Genomic DNA, 19,166 nt, shown 5'->3' on the forward strand with positions numbered 1-19,166 from the left:
GATCAACGGCAACCGCAACCGCAACCCTTCGCTGGCGCGGTGGACTCTATGGCCCCACTGGTGACCTGGGCCGGGAATCCGGCTTGGTCCAGCGCGGCAATGAGCGAGGAGCTATCCGGGTTGCCTTCGACAGTCACCCGCCCGTTTTGCAGATCTATATCGACCGCACCGACGCCGGCTACAGGTTGTAATGCCTGGCTGACATGCCGGACGCAGGCACCACAGGTCATGCCCTGCACCTGAAGATTGATGGAACTCATGAAAAGCCCTCCGCAACTGCCGGCCTATCCGGCGCTGATTGGCATCATCAACCTTTCCCTGGTGGCAAGGTCAAGCGGCGCTCATGCGCGGCTCACGGGAGCCATGCTGAGGTTTCGCCAGGCGCCTACTCACCCTCGAGTTCGTTGACCAGCTGCTTCATCTGGGCGATTTCTTCACGCTGTGACTGGATGATCTGATCCGCCAGCTCCCGCACTCGTGGGTCGGTAATGGTGGCGCGTTCACTGGTGAGGATGGCGATCGAGTGATGCGGAATCATGGCCTTCATCCACGACACCTGATCCACCGTCTGCTGGCTGCGTACCAGCCAGAGCGACACGGCGAACACCAGCAGGCTTCCAGCGAAGATCGCGATATTGACGCCGCGCTTGCCATACATCCCAAGCATGTAGGCCAGCATGATGACCGCCATGGTCGCACCCATCACCAGTGCCATATAGGCCCGCGTCTCGCTGAAATAGATGTGATCGAGGCTATACACGTTCAGATACATCAAACCGAACATGACAAGGGTAGAAGTGGCAATCATCGCGCCGAACCGGGCGTAGTTATTCATCGGTTACTCCTCATCGTTTGGTCAATGGTTTGCTGCCAAGCCTATGAAAACTGACTCGGATGAGCGCCGCTCGTTCGCTCGTCAGGCACCTCGACTCGAATGGGGTCGCCGACGTTGACGCATGCAGGCCGGTTGTAAGCACGGTCAGGCAGCCTCACGGGCCGGCACTGTCTCGTTGGCACACGTCATCCAGCACTGGCCAATCCACTCGGTACGTGTTTGCATCGGACTTCCGCTTTGCCTGTGTCGGCTATCACGCCCGACACATCACTGCAGCGGATGGAGGCGCCATGAAAATCGAACGATGCGAAGAGCTTGTCGACTGGACCAGCCAGGCCCACACCCGGCTATCACGTTGCATGACAGAAGGGGCTGATGAGCGCAGCGACTCACTGGCCAGGATGCTTCTGGTCTATCTGGCCCAGCATGAGCAGGAGCTGACCGTCACCATTGCACGAATCAAGGAGCACGCTTCGCCGCGGGCGTTGCAAGCCCGGCTGCACGATGCGGTCGATCAGGACATGCTCGCGCTGGAGCTTGACAGCGAGGCCTATGCGCAGATGAGCGTCGACGAGATATCGCGAGAGGTTTTCGCGATGCACAACCGGATCATCGACCTGTATCGCTCTCTGGAAAACCGCCCTGGGCTGGACAGCGCGAGCGAGCTGATCGGCGAGATGTTGCAGCTCGAAGAACATGAAACCATGCGTCTGGCGCAGCAGGTCAATCGAATGCACGAGCTCTGATTGACCCAGACCAGCAGCCTCAGACCACGTAGCGCAGGATGGCAACGAAGTGCAGCAGGCTGCCTGCGATGACGAACAGATGCCAGATGCCATGCCAGTGGCGGAACCGCTGGTCATAGGCGAAGAAGATGATGCCTCCTGTATAGGACAGGCCGCCGGCTACCAGCAAGCTGAAGCCGGTGCCGCCCAGTGCGGCAAGCAGCGGCTTGACCGCGACCAGCACGATCCAGCCCATCACCGCGTAGATCACGATGGACAGCACCCGTGCTTCTGACCGAGGTTTGATCTCTTGCAGCATACCGACCACTGCCAGTGACCAGACGATGCCGAACAGCCACCAACCCCAGGCGCCGCGCAACGTGACGAGGCAGAAAGGCGTGTAGCTACCGGCAATCAACAGATAGATCGACAGATGATCGAGCTTCTGCATCACGACTTTGGCGCGGCCTCGTACGCTGTGATAGATCGTCGAGGCGGTATACAGCAATGTCAGGGTGAACCCGTAGATCGCCATACTTACGATTTTGGCGGGGTCACCATCGAGGATTGCCAGGGTCACCAGCCAGATCGTTCCGGCAATTGCCAGCACACCCCCCGCCAGGTGTGTCCAGGCGTTGAATTTTTCTCCGTGATACATCGTTTCCCCAGTTCTGAACCTTGTCGATCAGTTGCCCTTCAGGAGGCCGAACACCTTCTTCGCCATACGACTTGCCGCCTGAGCCGGGTTCTGCCGAACGCTCGCCTGCTGCTCGGCTGTGACCGTGAACAACCCGTCGAGTGCCTGCTCCGTGACGCAGCCCTCCACAGTCCCGTTGCGCGCCCCGCCCGGAGGCCTAACCCGTGCGCGTTGTATGGGACGCGGTCGCTGTCGTCGCTGGATCCTCGTCATGCTGCGGTTCCAGTGCGACCTGGCGAATCGACAGGCGAATTTCTGCAGGCAGTACGCGCTTTGCGACGCCTTCAACCAGCTCGCCGAGCTTGGCGTGATGGCCGAGCTTTCCGGCTTCGTCCTGCTGCAGTACATCCTGATCCAGCAGGCTCTTGATGAAGTGTCGGAACAGGCTCTTGTCGAAAAATTCCGGCGCGTTCAACCCGTGAAGGATCGACAGCCGCTGGGCCATGACCGTGCAAAGCGTCTCCAGCTCCTGCGCGTCGAGGCTGTTCTGGCCGCTGTTGAGCAGCAGGGAGATAGCCATGTAGAAGCGTTGCAGCGTCTGCATGATGACCCGGGCCAGCAGCGTCAGCAGCACGAACTGACGCGAGCTGGGCGCCGGCCGCACATAATTTTCACCATCGAGCTTGAGCAGGCCCTGCTCGACGAAGGCGGCCAGCCACCGGTCGATCACGGCTTCCAGCTCGTCCGGTTCCCAGCGGATGAATAGTTCTGCCCGCAGGTAGGGATAGAGCGCCTCGGTGTAGCGCAGGATCTGCGCCCGGCTGATTCGCGAACTGCTCTGGAAGAAGCTGGCCAGCAGGGCGGGAAGGGCGAAGATGTGCATCACGTTGTTGCGGTAATAGGTCATCAGGACGGCGTTCTGCTCGTCCAGGTAAAGAATATTGCCCAGCGCATCGGTCTGCTCGGCGAGCAGGCCCAGATCCTTCACGTAGCCGATCAGCGCTTCGCCATCTCCCTCCGGCAGGGTGATATGGGGCGAATAGGGCACCGTGCGCAGCAGGGTTTGATACAGGTCGAGAATTCTTGCCAGGGAGCGTCGGTCCAGCGCCTGACGGCTGGTGGACAGCATCGCCAGGGCTATCAGGTTGACCGGGTTGACCGCAGCGGCCTCATTGAGGCGCTGGGCGATGCGTTCGGACAGGCGGTCAGTGGTCTCGTTGAGCCAGCCGGGACGAAACTCCGGTGCCAGGTTCTGCTGACGCCAGCCGGGTTGCTGTTGTTCAAGAAAGTCGTTGAGTTTCAGCGGCTCGCCGAAGTTGACCCAGACCTGGCCGAAACGCTGCCTGAACGCCCCGATCACCTTGAAGATGTCGAAAATCGACTCCTTCTTCTTTGCCGCGCCCCGCAACTCGCCCAGGTAGGTGCGGCCTTCGAGGACCCGCTCGTAGCCGATGTACACCGGCACGAAGAGAATCGGCAGGCGTGAAGATCGCAGGTAGCTGCGCAGGGTAATGGCCAGCATGCCGGTCTTTGGCTGCAGCATGCGCCCGGTACGTGAGCGCCCGCCTTCGACAAAATACTCCACCGGAAATCCGCGGCTGAACAAGGTGTGCAGGTACTCATTGAACACCGCGCTGTACAGCGGCTTGCCCTTGAACGAGCGGCGCATGAAGAAGGCGCCGCCGCGGCGCAGCAGACTGCCGACCACAGGCATGTTGAGGTTGATCCCCGCGGCTATGTGCGGTGGTGTCAGCCCGTTGCGAAACAGCAGATAGGAGAGCAGCAGGTAGTCGATGTGGCTGCGGTGGCAGGGTACGTAGATCACCTCATAGCCCTGCACGGCGTCCTGTATCGGCTCCAGGTGATTGACGCGAATCCCGTCGTAGATCTTGTTCCAGAACCAGGACAGCACTACCTCGAGAAAGCGCACAGCGGTGTAGGCGTAGTCCGAGGCGATTTCGTTGCCATAGCGCAGCGCCCGGGCTTCGGCCTTTTCCAGGGAGATATTGTCGCGCTCGGCTTCGTCCCTGATCGCCTGGCGTACCTGCGGTCCATGCACCAGTCCCTTCACCAGATTGCGCCGATGCGACAGGTCGGGCCCGATCACGGCGGTCTTCTGATGGCGGAAGTGCACCCGCAACATGCGGTGGACCATGCGCAGCGTGCGTTCGTGGCCCTTGTTCTGCGCCACCAACTCGTTGAGCTGAATCGGCGGCGAGAACTGCACACGCGTCTGGCGTCCGAGCATGACGATGCTGAGCAACTTGCGCAGCCGCCCGGTAACGGCCCAGCTGTCGGCAAACAACAGCTTCCAGGCACTGGTCTCCCGGTCCGGCGAGCGGCCCCAGAACACGCTCACCGGAATGATCTGGGCGTTATCTACCGCGTTGTGTTCCAGCGCACCGACCAGCCGCACCAGTGGCTCCGGCGTGAGGACTCGCGCCCGCCTGCCGAACCAGCTGGCGGCGGGGTTGAGAAAAATGAAGGCTGCCGGCTCGACATGATTACCCACCGCCACCTCGGCCACCGGGCGCGGCAGGCCCGCCTTGCCACACTCATGATCGAGCACCGCCAGATCGCTCAATGATGCACGTTGCAGCATGTAGAACACCGGCTGGCTGCGGTCGAGCTTTAGCGAGAAGGCGGATTGGTTGATGGTCTCGGAACGAACCCAGACATACAGCAAGCGGCGCACGATTGAGAAAAACAGACGGCGGAGCGGGGAACGGGTCATCTGGAAGATTCGATAAAGGGATTAATGCCTAGGATTGGCAAGTGTGCCGCATGCGGCCTGGCCGGGCAAAAAGAGCTTGAAGCTGAGGCCAAGTTCGTGGCGCCGCCGATGGAATATCGGCCGCGGTTCGCTGGGGCTCGCCATTCGCCACGGGATAGCCGCGTCTCGATTTGCCGCAGCATGATCGATGGCCGCGGAGTCTGGAAGCAGAGGTCAGTTGCGTCCGGCCGAATGGCGCAGCCATGTACCGGGTGGCTTATTTCATGTTCTTCCAGGCGTGAATGGCGGAGAAGATCACAAGACTGGTACCTGCTCCAAAGTACAGGGTCTCCAACGTCGCGCCTATTTCGACTGCATGCTCGAGGAACAGTATGACGAGGATGACCACCGAGACCTGGATCAAGGTCTTCTTCAAGTCGTGGAAGGTTCTGACTTCCAGCGGGCCCAGCAATGGGCTTTTTTCGGTCGTCGTTGGGGAGATGAACAACCGGTGAAGGCTTACGGCAATGAGCTGAAAGGTGATTGCAATGAACAGTAGATCAAGCAGCTTCAGCAATTTGACTGCCAGGCTCTTGCTCCCATCTGCCGTGCTGGGAATTTTCTGAAAGAGCTCCAGCAGTATGTGCGCCATGGTGTTGAGGCTGACGCCGTACAGAAGTACGGCAGACAAGGCTGTGGTCGCGACGGCAACCCATACCAGGAAACGGCTTCGCTGAAAAATCTGTTCGATCATTCGTCCGTCTCTGATCGCCGCTATGGCAGTGACTCGCTTCTGGATGGCTGATGCCCAGCGTTCTACCACAGGGGTGCCACCAACCGCTAACACTGTTTCTCCTGGCTTGTTGCCTGTTTTGTCAGGTGGGAAATCCCCGTTGCGCTGCTGGCCGACTGACCCGAAGGCCGGGCTGTTTTCACCCTGTGGATACCAGCCCTCAGTCAGTGCGCCAGACGATTTCGGCCTCGCCGCGCTCGCTGACACTGAGCCAGCGGTCCGCGTCGTCCATCGACTCCTCTTCCTGCCAGCCACCCGGCGCGCAGCGGATCTCGACGCCGAGCGCCGCATGGGCGGCTCTCGCGCAGGCGATATCGTCGTGCCAGGGGGTGGCGTCGCTTTCCAACAGCAGGCTATGCCATTTGCCAACGGCCTTCGGCAGCCAGGTCACCGGAATGTCCCCGGCGTGGCATTTGAAAGTCTTGCCTTTCTGCTGCCAGGGCGTGCAGCTACCAACGGCCCCATTCAGCCATTGGGTAACGGCGTCCTGGTTGGCATCCCTGAGGTAGATCTCGATATCCGGTTGACGCATGGGCGGCTGCCTTGTGTGGAAATTAATGCGGATCGCGCTGAATCCAGTCGTAGCGTATCGCAACCCGAACCTGCAAGGACGCATCGATCACCGCGGCGCGGCGTTCAGCGCTGGCGCGCCAGCCGTGGGGCGTCATTGCGAGCAGATCGGCACGGGCCTGCGCACTGTCCAGTTGCAGCTCGAACGATAACGTCTCGCTGTGGACCAGATGCATCCCGTCGGGGATCAGTGACAGGTGCTTTTCGTCATCGTAGTCACGTACTTCGTCGTAGAGCAGGCCGCGCAGTTCCCAAAGGTGCTCGCGGGTCGGGCCCATTCGCAGCAGACCGCCGCCGGGTGCTAAGAGGCGGCGGGCTTCGTTCCAGTCCAGTGGGCTGAACACGCTTGCCAGCAGATCGCAGCTGGCGTCGGCCAACGGCACGCGGGCCATGCTCGCCACCAGCCACTCCTGCTGCGGCGCTCGCTTGCAGGCACGCTTCACCGCCTCGCGCGAGATATCCAGGGCGTAGCCCTTGGCAGCGGGCAGGGCGTCTGCAATCTGCGCGGTGTAGTAGCCCTCGCCGCAGCCGATATCAACCCAGCGATTCGGTGCATGTTCCGCGGCCAGCTGCGCCAGGCGGCAGGCCAGCGGGGCGTAGTGGCCGCCATCGAGAAATCGCCGCCGGGCTTCGACCATGGCCTGATTGTCGCCAGGGTCGCGGCTGTTCTTGTGCTGCACCGGCAGGAGGTTGAGATAGCCCTGGCGGGCGCGATCGAAGCGGTGGTTGGCCGCGCAGGCGACGCCACTGTCGACCGCGTCGAGCTCGCTGCGGCAAATGGGGCAGATCAGCATGCGAGCAGGTTAACCATTGTCTGGTAGTAGATTTCGGTCAGCAGATCGAGATCGCTGGCGAGAATGTGTTCATCGACCTGGTGAATCGTGGCGTTCACCGGACCAAGCTCGACCACCTGGGTGCCAAGGGTGGCAATGAAGCGGCCGTCCGAGGTTCCGCCGCTGGTGGACGGGGTGGTTTCGCGGCCGGTCACGCTACGGATCGCTCTGGCCACGCCATCGAGCAGTTCACCCGGCTCGGTGAGAAAGGGCAGGCCCGACAATGCCCAGTCAAGGCTCCAGTCCAGACCGTGTTTGTCGAGAATCGCCGCGGTGCGCTGCTGCAAACCCTCGACAGTCGATTCGGTGGAGAAGCGGAAATTGAACACCGCTTCCAGCGTGCCGGGGATCACATTGGTGGCGCCAGTGCCTGCGTTCAGGTTGGAGATCTGGAAACTGGTCGGCGGAAAGAACGTGTTGCCGTCGTCCCAATGCTCGGCAGCCAGCTCGGCCAGGGCAGGAGCCGCAAGATGAATGGGATTTTTTGCCAGGTGCGGATAAGCCACATGACCCTGCTGGCCGCGCACGGTGAGCGTGCCGCCGAGTGAGCCGCGGCGGCCGTTCTTGACCACATCACCGACCAGTCTGGTGCTGGAAGGCTCGCCGACGATGCACCAGTCCAGTCGCTGACGGCGCTCACGCAAGCGCTCCACCACGGCCTTGGTGCCATGGTGTGCGGGGCCTTCCTCGTCGCTGGTGATAAGAAAGGCGATTTGGCCCTTATGGTTGGGGTGGTCAGCGGTAAAACGCTCCACCGCGACGATCATCGACGCCAGACTGCCTTTCATATCCGCTGCGCCGCGGCCGTGCAGCATGCCGTGCTCGTCGATGCGCGCTGCAAACGGCGGGTTCTGCCAGGCCTGCAGTGGGCCTGTCGGCACCACGTCGGTATGGCCGGCAAAGCACAGCACCGGACCGTCATCGCCGCGAACGGCCCAGAAATTCTCGACCTCTTCGATGTGCATCGGCTCGACGGCAAAACCGCAGGCGGCAAGACGCTCGCTCATCAGCCTCTGGCAGCCCTCGTCCAGCGGGGTCACCGAAGGCCGATTGATCAGCTCGCAGGCGAGTTCGAGGGTGGGGGAGAGGGCGGCGGCGGTCATCACGGCTCCGAGGCGGGCGGGGAAAGGGCGCCATATTAAAGCAAATCAGGGCCTGTGCCTCCCGGGAGCGGGTACCGTCGGTGCATCGCCTAGCGTGGAGGCTGCGGTCGACGGCACGTGACTCGGAGAACGATCGCTGCCCTGTGTTTGGCTCACCGGGCCACCCTATAATCAGCCCAGCGTTTTATTGAGGAATCGGGATGGCAATCGACGATCAGCGTTTCGGCGGCATTGCGCGCCTGTATGGCTCGGAGGGACTGGCACGTCTTGCTGCTGCGCATGCAGCAGTGGTCGGCATCGGCGGGGTCGGCTCCTGGGCCGCAGAGGCGCTGGCGCGCAGCGGCGTCGGTGAGATCAGCCTGTTCGACCTGGACGATGTCTGCATCACCAACACCAACCGGCAGGTGCATGCGCTCGAGGGTGCCGTGGGCAAACCCAAGGTCGACGAGATGGCAGCGCGGATCAAGGCGATCAACCCGGCCTGCGTGGTGCATGCCGTTGCCGACTTCGTCACGCGCGAGACCATGGCCGATTACATCACCGAGCAGCTGGACTGCGTCATCGACTGCATCGACAGCGTGCCGGCCAAGGCCGCACTGATTGCCTGGTGCAAGCGGCGCAAGATCCAGATCATCGCGACTGGCGGAGCAGGCGGGCAGGTTGACCCTACCCAGATCCAGGTCAGCGACCTGAACAAGACCTTCAACGACCCGCTGGCGGCGAAGGTGCGCTCTCTGCTGCGGCGCGAATATAACTTTTCGCGCACCCCAGGCCGTACCTACAGCGTGCCGTGCGTGTTCTCCACCGAGCAGCTGCGCTACCCCAAGCCGGACGGCGGTGTCTGCCAGAGCAAGAGTTTCGTCGGCGAGGGGGTGAAGCTCGACTGCGCGGGGGGATTCGGCGCAGCAATGATGGTCACGGCAAGTTTTGGACTGGCGGCTGCCGCGCGTGCCGTAGACAAGCTGGTCGCCGGGGCCCGGCGGCCGGCTGAGCGTAGCAAGGGCTGAACGCAGAACGCTCTGCCGGCTCAGGCTGACGTCGCCAACTCCCGCATCCGCCCGATTACCGCATTCATCCCGTTCGCGCGGGAGGGCGACAGCTGCCGAGCGAGCCCGAGCTGGTTGAACCATTGGGTGACATCGAGTCGCTGTAAGCCTTCGGAGTCCAGTCCCTCGACCCGAACCAGCAGGACCGCGAGCAGACCCCGCAACAGCCGCGCCTCGCTGGTGCCACGAAAATGCCAATGCCCGTCGCGCCCTTCACCGACCAGCCAGACTTTGCTGTCGCAGCCGGTCACCAGGTTGGCGTCGCTCCGCTCCATATCCGTCAGCGGCTCCAGGCGCTCGCCCCATTGCATCAACAATCGGGCCCGCTGTTCCCACCCAGGTGCTTGCTCGAAGGCATCTAGGGTTTGCGCGGCGGCCTGGGGTAGATCAGTCATCGCAGCATGCCCAGCGCCTGGTCCAGCGCGTCGAAAAAACGCTGCAGATCGTCGCCATCGTTGTATAGCCCGAGCGACACCCGAGTCGCACCCTCGAGGCCCAGTGATTTCATCAAGGGTTGCGCACAGTGAGTCCCGCTGCGAACGGCGATGCCTTGTTCGGTGAGTAGATGCGCCAGGTCGCCGTGATGGATACCGTCGACCGTGAAGCTGGCCAGTGCTGCTTGCGGAGCGCCGACCAGCCGAACACCCTCGCGCTCGGTCAAGCCGGCGAGCAGGGCCTGGTGCAGTGTCACTTCATGCGTGGTCACAGCGTTGGCGTCCAGCCTTGACAGATAATCGAGGGTCGCACCGAGCCCTATCACGCCGCCGATGGGCGGTGTGCCGGCCTCGAAACCCAGCGGGGCGGCGTGAAAGTCGGCCTGCTGAAAGTCGGCCAGCCGAACCATCTCGCCGCCGAATTGCCAGTGCTTGAGCTTCAGTAACGACTCGCCCCGACCGTAGAGCGCGCCGACACCTTCCGGGCCGTAGAGCTTGTGGCTGGACAGCACGTAGAAATCGCAGGCCAGTGTGTGCAGGTCATGTCGGCCATGGACGACGCCCTGAGCCCCATCGATGACCGTCAGCGCACCCTGCGCCTGCGCCAGCGGTAGCAGCTCGGCTAACGGCTGCCAGGTGCCGAGCACGTTGGACAGTTGGCTGACGGCCAGCAGGCGGGTTCGCGGGCCGATGAGTCTTGCCGCAGCATCGAGGTCGATGATGCCGCCGGAGCCCAGTGGCAATACCACCAGCCTGGCACCCCGCCGCTTGGCCAGTTGCTGCCAGGGCAACAGGTTGGCGTGGTGTTCCAGGGCGCTGATCGCTATCTCGTCGCCTTCGCCAATCAGGTGTTCGAGCCCGTACGCGAGCAGGTTCAATGCCTCGGTGGCACCACGGGTAAAGACGATCTCCGTCGGGCACGAGGCGTTGAGCCACCGTGCCACCTTGATGCGCGCATCTTCAAACGCACGGGTGGCACGCTCGGCAGGCTGGTGCTGGGCACGATGCACATTGGCGGTGCCGCAGGTGTAATAGCCGGTCAGGGCGTCGATCAACGCCTGGGGCTTCTGTGCGGTAGCGGCACTGTCGAGGTAGGTTTGCCCCTGGCTCTCGAGAATGGCCAGGGCGGGGAAATCGGTGCGCCAGGGAGATACCAGAGACATCGCTGTGATCCTTTGGCTTTGCCGAAAAGAAGCTGGAGGCTGAAGGTCCGACGAGTCGGCAGCTTGCCACTCGTTCAGCCTTGCGCCTCCAGCGGTTCGATCGGCTATTTCGGCTTAGTTGTGGGCGTGCAGCGCCTCGTTCAGCTCAACGGCCGATTTGTGCGTCTTGCATTCGACCGCACCATTCAGCGAATTGCGGCGGAACAGCAGATCGGGCTGGCCGGCCAGCTCGCGAGCCTTGACCACCTTGACCAGTTCGCCGCTTTCATCGAGCAGATTCACCTTGGTGCCGGCCGTGATGTACAGGCCCGATTCCACAGTGTTGCGATCACCCAAGGGGATGCCGATGCCGGCGTTGGCACCGATCAGGCAGCCTTCGCCCACCGAAATGACGATATTGCCACCACCGGACAGGGTGCCCATGGTGGAACTACCACCGCCAAGGTCCGAGCCCTTGCCGACGAAAACGCCTGCCGACACGCGGCCTTCGATCATCCCCGGGCCTTCGGTGCCGGCGTTGAAATTGATGAAGCCTTCATGCATCACTGTGGTGCCTTCACCCACGTAGGCACCGAGGCGGATGCGTGCGCTGTCGGCAATACGGACGCCGGCCGGTACCACGTAGTCGGTCATCTTGGGAAACTTGTCCACCGAGACGACTTCCAGCAGATAGCCTTTCAGACGGGCTTCCAGCTGCCGCTCGGCCAGCTCGGCCAGGTCCACCGCGCCCTGGTTGGTCCAGGCGACGTTCGGCAGCAGCGGGAAGATGCCGGTGAGATTCAGACCATGGGGCCTGACCAGGCGATGTGAGATCAGATGCAGCTTGAGGTAGGCCTCGGGCGTTGAGGTCAATGCAGCGTCTTCGGCGAGCAGGGTCACGACCAGTGGCCGCTGGCTCTCGGCGAGGCGGGTCAGCAAGGCGTGCTGCACGCTGTCGAGCGGCTTGATGGCGTCTGCTAGCTGAGCGGCAAGGGTAGTGCTGATGGCGATTGCCTGGTTGCCTCCTTCGTACTTGAGCAGAGGCGCGATGGCCGAAACCAGCTCGCCGGCAGGCGCCAGCAGCGGCTGGGCGTAGAAAACCTCAAGCCAGTCGCCCTGGCGGTTCTGGGTGCCGACGCCAAACGCCAGGCTGAATAAGGAATTGTTCATATGGGAGTCCTTTTCTATCGCGCTCGTCATGGCGAGCGGGTGTCAGTTCTAGGCTGCCAGTACGGCAGCGTAGGTGTCCGGCTTGAAGCCAACCAGCGTCCTGTCGCCCAGATCGAGGATAGGGCGCTTGATCATCGATGGCTGGGCCAACATCAGCGCTATGGCCCTGGCCTGGTCAAGTTCGGTTTTCTGCGCATCGTCCAGCTTGCGGAAGGTGGTGCCAGCACGGTTGAGTACGGTCTGCCAGCCATGTTCGTTGCACCAGGCTTCCAAGTGGGCGCGGTCGATGCCGGCGCTTTTGTAGTCATGGAACTCGTAGCCCAGCCCCTGCTGGTCGAGCCAGGTCCGGGCCTTTTTCATGGTGTCGCAGGCCTTGATGCCGTACAGACACAGTCCTTTGTTTTCATCGGGCATAACAGGCTCCGCGGTCTCCGGCCAATCAGGGGCGGGAATTATGCCACGATGAACGCACGCCTGCCGCCCTGAGCGGCTCCAAGGCTCAGTTCGCGGGGCTATCTGTCTGGCGCAAGAGGTCCTCGATCACGTCGGCGGTGGTCGGGCGGACCAGGCGGCCAAGTTCCTCTCCCTGACGCAAGAGGATCAGCGTGGGCCAGAGTTTGACGCGAAATGAACGGCCGAGTGGCCGGCCTGGCCCATCCTCGATCTTCAGATGCCGCAGCGCGCGATCGCGCATCGCATCGGCCAGGGCCGGCTGAGCTGCGCGGCAGTGTCCGCACCAGGCGGTGCCGAATTCTAGCAATGTGAAGCCGTCCAGCGCGTCCACCTCGGCGCGTGAGGGTGCGCTGGTGCTGTAGGTGTCGTTGATAGGCATATGGGCCTCCAATAGTACCGGTTAAAGCTGGGAGTCGTGCTCAAGGCTTGCGGTTCAGCGTGTCATGAGAAAGCCGCTCGATCTTTTTCCTGCTGTGCGTTGTCCACTGAATACAGTCGTAAACGATGAGGTCCTGTATGGCACGCAAGCATTTCGAAAACTACGAGGCCATTTCGTCGGCCGTCCCTGCCGACGACGCATTCGAAGCGGTCATCGCCGTGAAGCGTCGTGACACGGACGAGCATGCTCAGGTATTCAAGGTGGCCAATGGCCGGCGGTACGATCTCGCCTCGGAAGCGGACGTTGCGGCGGAAGCGGCCCTGACGAAGGTTCGTGAAGTAAGCGACGAAGGTGAACTGATCTGGGAAGAAAACGCTATCTGACGGAGGGCGACATGAACGAGCCAGAAAAGCCGGATGTGGACCAGCAGCAAAAGCAGGACGAGACTACGGCCGATACCCCGGAACATATGAAACCGGAGAACCTGGAAAAGCTGCGCGACTATGGCAAGGACATGATTCCGCCGGGTGTCGCCTGAGGTTGCAGCCGGACGCCCCTGGCGTCCGGCAAGTCTGTTCAGAGTGATTCGATAAAGGTGCGGATTCGCTGCGCGGCCTCGATGCATTCGGGCAGCGGTGCGACAAGAGCCATGCGTACTCGACCGGCGCCTGGGCTGAACCCGTCCACTTCTCTCGAAAGATATGAGCCCGGCACCACCGTGACGTGCTCGCGGGCAAACAGCTCGCGGGTGAATTGCTGGTCTTCGATCGGCGTGCTCGGCCAGAGATAGAAGCCGCCGTCCGGTCGCTGTACGTCCATCACCGGAGCAAGGATCTCCAGCACGGCATCGAATTTTTCTCGATAGAGCTGCCGGTTCGCCTGTACATGCGTTTCGTCATTCCAGGCGGCGATGCTGGCCAGTTGTGTCTGGATCGGCATGGCGCAGCCGTGATAGGTGCGATAGAGCAAGAAGGCCTTGAGGATGTCTTCGTCCCCCGCGACGAAGCCAGAACGCAACCCGGGCAGGTTGGACCGCTTGGAAAGGCTGTGAAAGACAACGCAGCGCTTGAAATCGTGCCGGCCCAGCGCAGCGCAGGCCGTCAGCAACCCAGCCGGGGGCTGGCTTTCATCGAAATACAGTTCGCTATAGCACTCGTCTGCCGCGATGACGAAGTCATGCTCGTCTGCCAATGCAATGAGCTTTTTCAGCGTGTGAAGCGGAACCAGCGCTCCGGTCGGATTGCCTGGCGAGCAAAGAAACAGGATCTGGGTGCGCTGCCAGACTTCTGCCGAGACTGCGTCGAAATCCGGATTGAAGCCATTCTCCGCCTTGCAGGGCAGGTAATGCGGCGTCGCTCCGGCCAGCAGGGTCGCGCCTTCATAGATCTGGTAGAAGGGGTTCGGGCTGATCACCAGTGCGTCCGGTTGGCGATTGACCACTGCCTGGGTGAACGAGAACAGTGCCTCTCGGGTGCCGTTCACCGGTAAAACGTGTCGCGCCGGATCGAGTGCGCCCTGGCTGATACCGAAGCGGCGCTCGCACCAGCGAGCGATCGACTCACGTAGCGCAGGGACTCCCAGGGTGCTGGGATAGACCGCCAGCTGGTCGAGATTGTCGACCAATGCCTGGGCCACGAAATCCGGTGAGCGGTGTTTCGGTTCGCCGATCGACAGTGCGATGGGGCGCTTGTCGGCAGGCGGTTCAGCGCCGGCCAGCAGGCTGCGGAGCTTTTCGAATGGATAAGGCTGTAGCAGGTTCAGGGCGTCATTCATGGTCGGTCTTCAAAGCGTCGGGAAGCGCGCAGTGCGCGCCTCGAAATGTTCAGTCCTGGCGGGCGCCGCCGTAGTAGGCGCAGCCACGTAGCGTCTCTCCGTTCAGGCGCAACTCGGCGGTCAAGTGGCTGACCGCGCCGGTGGCGCTGTCCAGGCAGCGCTGGGGCGCGACCCAGAGATCGAGGCGCTGATCGTTGGCTTCACTGCTGAAGCTGGTCTGGCCACCTGGCAGCTGTTCCTCAAGGTAAGGCAGGGCCTGCGGTGGCTGTTCAGGACGCTCCAGCAACAGGCCACGGCTGGTGATCCGCACGCTCCATCCAGGCTCATGTCCGCTTGCACCCAGCATCAGCTCAGTGAAGGCGTCGTCGCTGCAGCCCCGGCCTTCGGCTTCTAGGCGATACACCTTGGTCAGCTGCAGTTGACTGCCGTCGGCTTCGTTGGAGACCAAGTGGCCACGAACGTCGGCAAATAAGGGGAGGCCACTATCAGCCATCAGCATGTGCGCATCGGCAGCTAAGCCAGTCATGGCGCTGTCGATCAGCTGCAGGCTGAGTCGGCCCTGGCAGGTGTTTAGGTACAGTCTGCCGTCTTGCTGGGTAATGGTGCCCTGCAGCCTTTCCGTGGCTCGTGCCGGAGGCTGGTCGCTCCACGGCAATGACTGACAGCCGGCAAAGGCGGGTAGGAGACAGAACAGCAGGCGGCAGGACAAGGTCATGGAGTGGGCTCGATGTCAGGCGGGGCAGTGCAACGCCAGCGGCCTGGCGCGCTTGTTTCAGCTACCTTTGACGGCTTTGCCGTCGACGGTGCCTTCGTCGAGCATGATCTGGTATTCCTTGCCGTCCTTTTCCACCTGATGCAGACGGACCAGCATGTAATCCCAGTTCTTGGCGAACCAGAGGATAGTCTGGCGCTTGCTCTGAGTCGGGTCGCGTACCCGCTCTACCTTGATGGCGTCGACCTGGCCCGCCTTGGTGCTGACTTTCTCCTCACCGAGCACGCGGAAATCGTAGGTTTCGATTTCGTCGCCATCGATGACTTGGTAGCTCATGCTCTTCTCGCCAGCCGCCACAGCATGCTGCAGGGCGATCTGATAGGTCGACTTGTCGAGCAGGCCACGGTTGAGCGGCAGCTTGACCGGATCGCCGCGGTCTTCGCCGACGACCTGTTTGGCCTGCCAGTCGAAATCATGCTTGATGGACTTGCCCTTGCCCAGACCGCTGCGTTTGAGACGGTACTTCTGCGGCAGGAAGGTGTCACCTTCGATCTTGAAGGTGCTGCGCTCGCTGAAGCTGGCGACCAGCATCGAGGCCTCGAATTCCAGCTCCCAGGTATCCCCACCCGTCTTTTCAAGGCTACGTTTGGCGGTGCCACTCACCGGTACCTGTTTCCAGTCGGCGGTATAGCTGGCGGAGAAGGGCTTGAACTCCAGGGCCTGGACCGGCAGGGCCAGTACGGCAAGGGCGAGCAGCAAGGCGCGACGCATAGTATCTCCTAGGTTCTGAGCAGGTGGCCGGTAGCCGGCAGTAGGGTGTTATCCAGCATCGCGCCTTGTTCGGCGAGGCGCAAGCGCCCTTCGGCGAACCAGCGTACGGCCAGCGGGTAGATGACATGCTCGGCCGCGTGGACCCGGTCGGTCAAGGCGCCGATCTCCGTGCCCGGCTCGATGGCAAATGAAGCCTGGATCGCCACCGGTCCGCCGTCGAGTTCTTCTGTCACGAAATGGACACTGCAGCCATGCTCCCGGTCGCCGGCTTCCAAGGCCCTGCGGTGGGTGTCCAGTCCCTTGTACCTGGGCAGCAGGGACGGGTGGATGTTGAGCAGGCGACCCTGGTAATGCCGGACGAAACCGGCCGTGAGAATCCGCATGAAGCCGGCCAGCACTACGAGCCCCGGCTGATGTGAATCGATGATGTCCATCAGCGCCGCATCGAAGGCATCACGGTCGGCAAAGCTCTTGTGCTGCACCACATGCGTGGCGATGCCCGCATTCCTTGCGCGTTGCAATCCAAACGCATCGGCTCGATTCGAGATGACCGCGCAGATGCGTACCGGGTTGTCCTCGCCGAGGCTGTCGATCAGGGCCTGCAGGTTACTGCCCGACCCTGAAATCAGCACCACGACCTTGCAGGATTGGCTCATCAATGACTTTTCAGGTTGTTCAGCAGAACGCGTTCGGCATCCTTGTCAGCCGAGCCAATATGACCGATGACCCATGGGCTCTCGCCGGAGCTGCGCAGATTGGCCAGTACTGTCTCGACCTGGTCCTGGGCGACACAGATGACCATCCCGACGCCGCAGTTGAGGACGCGGTGCATTTCGTGCTCATCGACATTGCCTTGCTGCTGCAGCCAGTCGAACACGGCTGGTCGTTGCCAGCTGGCGACATCGATGACCGCCTGGCTGCCTTCGGGCAGCACGCGCGGGATGTTGTCCAGCAGGCCGCCGCCGGTGATGTGCGCCATGGCTTTGACTGCACCGGTGTCCTTGATCAGCTGCAGGAGCGGCTTGACGTAGATGCGCGTTGGCGCCATCAGCAGCTCGGTCAGCGGTTGGCCATCGAGCTGGGTGCTTTCGATATCGGCGCCAGCCACTTCGATGATCTTGCGGATCAGCGAGTAGCCATTGGAATGCGGGCCCGAGGACGGGAGAGCGATCAGCGCATCGCCTTCGGCTACCCTGGAGCCATCGATGATTTCACTTTTCTCCACGATGCCCACACAGAAACCGGCCAGGTCGTAATCCTCGCCTTCGTACATGCCGGGCATTTCAGCGGTCTCGCCGCCTACCAGCGAACAGCCGGCCAGCTCGCAGCCGGCACCGATGCCGGTCACCACGGTGGCGGCGATGTCGACGTTGAGCTTGCCGGTGGCGTAGTAGTCGAGGAAGAACAACGGTTCGGCGCCACAGACCACCAGGTCGTTGACGCACATGGCGACCAGATCCTGGCCGATGCTGTCGTGCTTGTTCAGGTTCAAGGCCAGGCGCAATTTGGTGCCCACACCATCGGTGCCGGAGACCAGTACCGGTTGCCGGTAGCCGGCCGGGATCTCGCAGAGGGCGCCAAAGCCGCCCAGGCCACCCATGACCTCAGGACGAGCGGTGCGCTTGGCCACGCCTTTGATGCGTTCGACCAGCGCTTCGCCTGCATCGATGTCGACACCGGCGTCCTTGTAGCTGATGGAAGGTTGCTTGCTCATAGAGAATCCGGACCTGTGAAGGGAAGGGCGGGCGACCGGGTCAGAATCAGGCTTCTGTCGCGACGTGATGAGGCGTTGGACCGGTCTGCGGAAAGCGCGCGATTTTATCAGGCTTGCCACGGACCGGCCATCCCGAAGCCAATCGGGGTGATACGCGATGCAGAGTCCAGGCGCGGCGGTTGCCCCGGCCAGGGCGCCTGTTTAAGGTATAACGCCTGATCCAACCTGAGCCGAAATCGATGGTGCGTTACGCCATCGCAAGGCCCCCAATGTCTGGCCAGCCAGCGAGTATTTCCATGAGCCTCTTGTCCCGCTTATTGCTTCTCTGCGGTGCGGTCTGTTCCGTGCCGGTGACGGCTGCGCCACTCACTGATCTCTACAAGGTGCGCGAGCCGGTTGCCAGCCAGCAGCCTGCCGAGCGCGAGGAGGCCTTGCGCAAGGCGTTCGACACGCTGGTCCTGCGCCTGACCGGCGATGCGAACGTGGAGCGGCCAGCGGTCGCTGCGCTGCGCAATGACCCGCAGCAGCTGGTCAGCCGATACGCATATGAAAGCGATGCGGTGGTGGTGAGTTTCGATTCGACGACAACCGAGCGTGCGCTGCGCGACGCCGGCTTGTCGATCTGGGGTGCTGACCGCCCAAGTCTACTGACCTGGTGGCTGACCGAATCGGCCGAGGGCACGCAGCTCATCGGTGACGCCCAGGAGGGTGCCGCTGATCTTCAAGCGGCTGCACAGCACCGCGGCTTGCCGTTGCGCCTCCCGCTGGCCGATCTAAGTGAGCAGCTGTCCGCAACCGCCGAGACGCTTGGTGCCAAGGATCCACAGGCGTTGCAGCAGGTTTCGGAACGCTACGATGCCGACGGCTTGCTGACCGTGGTTGCCCGACCATCCGGCGAAGCCATGGAGGCGAACTGGCGCCTCTGGATCGGTGACAAGCAGACCCAGGGCCAGGTCAGCGGCGAAACCCTGCCGGCGCTGGCCGACGCGGTGATGCTGGCGGTCAGCAGCTATCTCGCTCCGCAGTACCGCGTCGCTCCGGGAGAGACCTCGGAACTGACACTGGAAGTGCTGGGTGCCGACATTGAACGTTTCGCCGAGCTGGACCGCTTGCTGGAGCCGTTTGACGGGCGCCTGCTGCGTGTCGAGAGCGATCGTCTGGTCTATCGGCTAAATGCCAGCCCCGAGCGGCTGCGGGCCCAGCTGGCGCTGGCCCGGTTGCATGAAGTGCCTGCGCAGGAGGTTCCCGCTGAGCCGCTGGACGCCGAAGCGCCGTTGTCGGAGCCGGGCCAATCCATGCCAGAACCCGGGCCGTCGCCCGAGGCAGAACTGCCAGGTGAAGTGCTGCGCTACAGCTGGTAACA

At 62.4% G+C, this 19,166-nt stretch carries 23 protein-coding genes and 1 pseudogene; 5 read left to right on the forward strand and 19 right to left on the reverse strand.

The window, feature by feature from the left end; all coding sequences use genetic code 11:
• Positions 1-2: 2 nt before the first annotated feature.
• On the reverse strand, positions 3-260 hold the full coding sequence (locus AC4LFW_RS03480) for a heavy-metal-associated domain-containing protein (protein ID WP_491817828.1): 258 nt from the start codon (positions 258-260) through the stop codon (positions 3-5).
• A 125-nt stretch (positions 261-385) separates the two neighbouring features.
• Entirely contained in the window at positions 386-835 is a 450-nt protein-coding gene (locus AC4LFW_RS03485) for a DUF305 domain-containing protein (RefSeq protein ID WP_491817830.1), read from the reverse strand.
• Positions 836-1,125: 290 nt separating this feature from the next.
• On the opposite strand from AC4LFW_RS03485, the gene AC4LFW_RS03490 reads away from it, so the two are divergent.
• Positions 1,126-1,581, forward strand: coding sequence for an ATPase (locus tag AC4LFW_RS03490; RefSeq protein ID WP_491817832.1), 456 nt, complete (start codon positions 1,126-1,128; stop codon positions 1,579-1,581).
• A gap of 19 nt (positions 1,582-1,600) precedes the next feature.
• Here the strand turns inward: AC4LFW_RS03490 and trhA are convergent, their stop codons facing one another.
• The 7 genes and pseudogenes from trhA to dapE all read right to left on the reverse strand — a co-directional run bounded on the left by trhA (position 1,601) and on the right by dapE (position 8,209).
• Positions 1,601-2,218 carry a PAQR family membrane homeostasis protein TrhA gene (trhA, locus tag AC4LFW_RS03495; protein WP_491817834.1) on the reverse strand — a complete coding sequence of 206 codons (618 nt, stop codon included), beginning with the start codon at positions 2,216-2,218 and terminating at the stop codon, positions 1,601-1,603.
• A 27-nt stretch (positions 2,219-2,245) separates the two neighbouring features.
• Positions 2,246-2,401, reverse strand: a pseudogene (locus tag AC4LFW_RS03500) (DUF4197 family protein); the annotation flags it as partial.
• 13 nt (positions 2,402-2,414) lie between these two features.
• Positions 2,415-4,931: a glycerol-3-phosphate 1-O-acyltransferase PlsB gene (gene plsB / locus AC4LFW_RS03505; RefSeq protein WP_491817836.1), complete on the reverse strand. Its 2,517-nt coding sequence runs from the start codon at positions 4,929-4,931 to the stop codon at positions 2,415-2,417.
• Between the two features lie 256 nt (positions 4,932-5,187).
• Positions 5,188-5,910 (reverse strand): YqhA family protein, encoded by a 723-nt coding sequence (locus tag AC4LFW_RS03510; protein ID WP_491817838.1) that lies wholly within the window; start codon positions 5,908-5,910, stop codon positions 5,188-5,190.
• Positions 5,864-6,235, reverse strand: coding sequence for a hypothetical protein (locus AC4LFW_RS03515; protein ID WP_491817840.1), 372 nt, complete (start codon positions 6,233-6,235; stop codon positions 5,864-5,866). Before AC4LFW_RS03515 ends, AC4LFW_RS03510 begins: the two co-directional genes overlap by 47 nt.
• 22 nt (positions 6,236-6,257) lie before the next feature.
• On the reverse strand, positions 6,258-7,067 hold the full coding sequence (locus AC4LFW_RS03520; protein ID WP_491817842.1) for a putative RNA methyltransferase: 810 nt from the start codon (positions 7,065-7,067) through the stop codon (positions 6,258-6,260).
• Positions 7,061-8,209 (reverse strand): succinyl-diaminopimelate desuccinylase, encoded by a 1,149-nt coding sequence (gene dapE, locus AC4LFW_RS03525; protein ID WP_491817844.1) that lies wholly within the window; start codon positions 8,207-8,209, stop codon positions 7,061-7,063. The genes AC4LFW_RS03520 and dapE overlap by 7 nt, the downstream gene beginning before the upstream one ends.
• Before the next feature lie 200 nt (positions 8,210-8,409).
• Between dapE and tcdA the strand changes: the two genes are divergently transcribed.
• Positions 8,410-9,216: a tRNA cyclic N6-threonylcarbamoyladenosine(37) synthase TcdA gene (gene tcdA / locus AC4LFW_RS03530; protein ID WP_491817846.1), complete on the forward strand. Its 807-nt coding sequence runs from the start codon at positions 8,410-8,412 to the stop codon at positions 9,214-9,216.
• A gap of 20 nt (positions 9,217-9,236) precedes the next feature.
• Here tcdA and AC4LFW_RS03535 read toward each other — a convergent pair whose 3' ends face one another.
• The 5 genes from AC4LFW_RS03535 to AC4LFW_RS03555 all read right to left on the reverse strand — a co-directional run bounded on the left by AC4LFW_RS03535 (position 9,237) and on the right by AC4LFW_RS03555 (position 12,833).
• Positions 9,237-9,650 (reverse strand): SufE family protein, encoded by a 414-nt coding sequence (locus tag AC4LFW_RS03535; protein ID WP_491817848.1) that lies wholly within the window; start codon positions 9,648-9,650, stop codon positions 9,237-9,239.
• Positions 9,647-10,852, reverse strand: a complete 1,206-nt coding sequence (locus tag AC4LFW_RS03540) for an aminotransferase class V-fold PLP-dependent enzyme (RefSeq protein ID WP_491817850.1) — start codon at positions 10,850-10,852, stop codon at positions 9,647-9,649. The genes AC4LFW_RS03535 and AC4LFW_RS03540 overlap by 4 nt, the downstream gene beginning before the upstream one ends.
• 114 nt (positions 10,853-10,966) lie before the next feature.
• Complete coding sequence (gene dapD, locus AC4LFW_RS03545; RefSeq protein WP_491817852.1) at positions 10,967-12,001, reverse strand: 2,3,4,5-tetrahydropyridine-2,6-dicarboxylate N-succinyltransferase; 1,035 nt, start codon at positions 11,999-12,001, stop codon at positions 10,967-10,969.
• Positions 12,002-12,049: 48 nt separating this feature from the next.
• Entirely contained in the window at positions 12,050-12,415 is a 366-nt protein-coding gene (locus AC4LFW_RS03550) for an ArsC family reductase (protein WP_491817854.1), read from the reverse strand.
• An 85-nt stretch (positions 12,416-12,500) separates the two neighbouring features.
• The gene (locus AC4LFW_RS03555) at positions 12,501-12,833 is read right to left on the reverse strand and encodes a thioredoxin family protein (protein ID WP_491817855.1); all 333 of its coding nucleotides are present in this window, start codon (positions 12,831-12,833) and stop codon (positions 12,501-12,503) included.
• Positions 12,834-12,970: 137 nt separating this feature from the next.
• Here AC4LFW_RS03555 and AC4LFW_RS03560 point away from each other — a divergent pair, with 137 nt between their 5' ends.
• Together AC4LFW_RS03560 and AC4LFW_RS03565 are read left to right on the forward strand one after the other, a co-directional pair.
• Positions 12,971-13,216 carry a hypothetical protein gene (locus AC4LFW_RS03560; RefSeq protein WP_491817856.1) on the forward strand — a complete coding sequence of 82 codons (246 nt, stop codon included), beginning with the start codon at positions 12,971-12,973 and terminating at the stop codon, positions 13,214-13,216.
• 11 nt (positions 13,217-13,227) lie between these two features.
• Positions 13,228-13,371, forward strand: a complete 144-nt coding sequence (locus AC4LFW_RS03565) for a hypothetical protein (RefSeq protein ID WP_491817857.1) — start codon at positions 13,228-13,230, stop codon at positions 13,369-13,371.
• A 38-nt stretch (positions 13,372-13,409) separates the two neighbouring features.
• On the opposite strand, the gene dapC is transcribed toward AC4LFW_RS03565, so the two are convergent.
• Genes dapC through purM form a run of 5 tightly spaced genes read right to left on the reverse strand, consistent with a single transcriptional unit; the run spans position 13,410 to position 17,803 of the window.
• On the reverse strand, positions 13,410-14,606 hold the full coding sequence (gene dapC / locus AC4LFW_RS03570) for a succinyldiaminopimelate transaminase (RefSeq protein WP_491817858.1): 1,197 nt from the start codon (positions 14,604-14,606) through the stop codon (positions 13,410-13,412).
• A gap of 49 nt (positions 14,607-14,655) precedes the next feature.
• Positions 14,656-15,321, reverse strand: a complete 666-nt coding sequence (locus tag AC4LFW_RS03575) for a COG3650 family protein (protein WP_491817859.1) — start codon at positions 15,319-15,321, stop codon at positions 14,656-14,658.
• Between the two features lie 57 nt (positions 15,322-15,378).
• Positions 15,379-16,089 (reverse strand): DUF3108 domain-containing protein, encoded by a 711-nt coding sequence (locus AC4LFW_RS03580; protein ID WP_491817860.1) that lies wholly within the window; start codon positions 16,087-16,089, stop codon positions 15,379-15,381.
• Positions 16,090-16,097: 8 nt separating this feature from the next.
• On the reverse strand, positions 16,098-16,745 hold the full coding sequence (gene purN, locus AC4LFW_RS03585; protein ID WP_491817861.1) for a phosphoribosylglycinamide formyltransferase: 648 nt from the start codon (positions 16,743-16,745) through the stop codon (positions 16,098-16,100).
• Entirely contained in the window at positions 16,745-17,803 is a 1,059-nt protein-coding gene (gene purM, locus AC4LFW_RS03590) for a phosphoribosylformylglycinamidine cyclo-ligase (RefSeq protein ID WP_491817862.1), read from the reverse strand. The genes purN and purM overlap by 1 nt, the downstream gene beginning before the upstream one ends.
• Before the next feature lie 296 nt (positions 17,804-18,099).
• Here purM and AC4LFW_RS03595 point away from each other — a divergent pair, with 296 nt between their 5' ends.
• The gene (locus AC4LFW_RS03595) at positions 18,100-19,164 is read left to right on the forward strand and encodes a DUF2066 domain-containing protein (protein ID WP_491817863.1); all 1,065 of its coding nucleotides are present in this window, start codon (positions 18,100-18,102) and stop codon (positions 19,162-19,164) included.
• Positions 19,165-19,166 lie beyond the last annotated feature (2 nt).

The organism is Stutzerimonas sp. C6.4V (assembly GCF_058536345.1).

What these genes read in the sequence shown, in the direction of transcription:
- AC4LFW_RS03480 (WP_491817828.1), bottom strand. Translation starts at nt 260, where the DNA reads ATGAGTTCCATCAATCTTCAGGTGCAGGGCATGACCTGTGGTGCCTGC.
- AC4LFW_RS03485 (WP_491817830.1), bottom strand. Translation starts at nt 835, where the DNA reads ATGAATAACTACGCCCGGTTCGGCGCGATGATTGCCACTTCTACCCTT.
- AC4LFW_RS03490 (WP_491817832.1), top strand. Translation starts at nt 1,126, where the DNA reads ATGAAAATCGAACGATGCGAAGAGCTTGTCGACTGGACCAGCCAGGCC.
- trhA (WP_491817834.1), bottom strand. Translation starts at nt 2,218, where the DNA reads ATGTATCACGGAGAAAAATTCAACGCCTGGACACACCTGGCGGGGGGT.
- plsB (WP_491817836.1), bottom strand. Translation starts at nt 4,931, where the DNA reads ATGACCCGTTCCCCGCTCCGCCGTCTGTTTTTCTCAATCGTGCGCCGC.
- AC4LFW_RS03515 (WP_491817840.1), bottom strand. Translation starts at nt 6,235, where the DNA reads ATGCGTCAACCGGATATCGAGATCTACCTCAGGGATGCCAACCAGGAC.
- AC4LFW_RS03520 (WP_491817842.1), bottom strand. Translation starts at nt 7,067, where the DNA reads ATGCTGATCTGCCCCATTTGCCGCAGCGAGCTCGACGCGGTCGACAGT.
- dapE (WP_491817844.1), bottom strand. Translation starts at nt 8,209, where the DNA reads ATGACCGCCGCCGCCCTCTCCCCCACCCTCGAACTCGCCTGCGAGCTG.
- tcdA (WP_491817846.1), top strand. Translation starts at nt 8,410, where the DNA reads ATGGCAATCGACGATCAGCGTTTCGGCGGCATTGCGCGCCTGTATGGC.
- AC4LFW_RS03535 (WP_491817848.1), bottom strand. Translation starts at nt 9,650, where the DNA reads ATGACTGATCTACCCCAGGCCGCCGCGCAAACCCTAGATGCCTTCGAG.
- AC4LFW_RS03540 (WP_491817850.1), bottom strand. Translation starts at nt 10,852, where the DNA reads ATGTCTCTGGTATCTCCCTGGCGCACCGATTTCCCCGCCCTGGCCATT.
- dapD (WP_491817852.1), bottom strand. Translation starts at nt 12,001, where the DNA reads ATGAACAATTCCTTATTCAGCCTGGCGTTTGGCGTCGGCACCCAGAAC.
- AC4LFW_RS03550 (WP_491817854.1), bottom strand. Translation starts at nt 12,415, where the DNA reads ATGCCCGATGAAAACAAAGGACTGTGTCTGTACGGCATCAAGGCCTGC.
- AC4LFW_RS03555 (WP_491817855.1), bottom strand. Translation starts at nt 12,833, where the DNA reads ATGCCTATCAACGACACCTACAGCACCAGCGCACCCTCACGCGCCGAG.
- AC4LFW_RS03560 (WP_491817856.1), top strand. Translation starts at nt 12,971, where the DNA reads ATGGCACGCAAGCATTTCGAAAACTACGAGGCCATTTCGTCGGCCGTC.
- AC4LFW_RS03565 (WP_491817857.1), top strand. Translation starts at nt 13,228, where the DNA reads ATGAACGAGCCAGAAAAGCCGGATGTGGACCAGCAGCAAAAGCAGGAC.
- dapC (WP_491817858.1), bottom strand. Translation starts at nt 14,606, where the DNA reads ATGAATGACGCCCTGAACCTGCTACAGCCTTATCCATTCGAAAAGCTC.
- AC4LFW_RS03575 (WP_491817859.1), bottom strand. Translation starts at nt 15,321, where the DNA reads ATGACCTTGTCCTGCCGCCTGCTGTTCTGTCTCCTACCCGCCTTTGCC.
- AC4LFW_RS03580 (WP_491817860.1), bottom strand. Translation starts at nt 16,089, where the DNA reads ATGCGTCGCGCCTTGCTGCTCGCCCTTGCCGTACTGGCCCTGCCGGTC.
- purN (WP_491817861.1), bottom strand. Translation starts at nt 16,745, where the DNA reads ATGAGCCAATCCTGCAAGGTCGTGGTGCTGATTTCAGGGTCGGGCAGT.
- purM (WP_491817862.1), bottom strand. Translation starts at nt 17,803, where the DNA reads ATGAGCAAGCAACCTTCCATCAGCTACAAGGACGCCGGTGTCGACATC.
- AC4LFW_RS03595 (WP_491817863.1), top strand. Translation starts at nt 18,100, where the DNA reads ATGAGCCTCTTGTCCCGCTTATTGCTTCTCTGCGGTGCGGTCTGTTCC.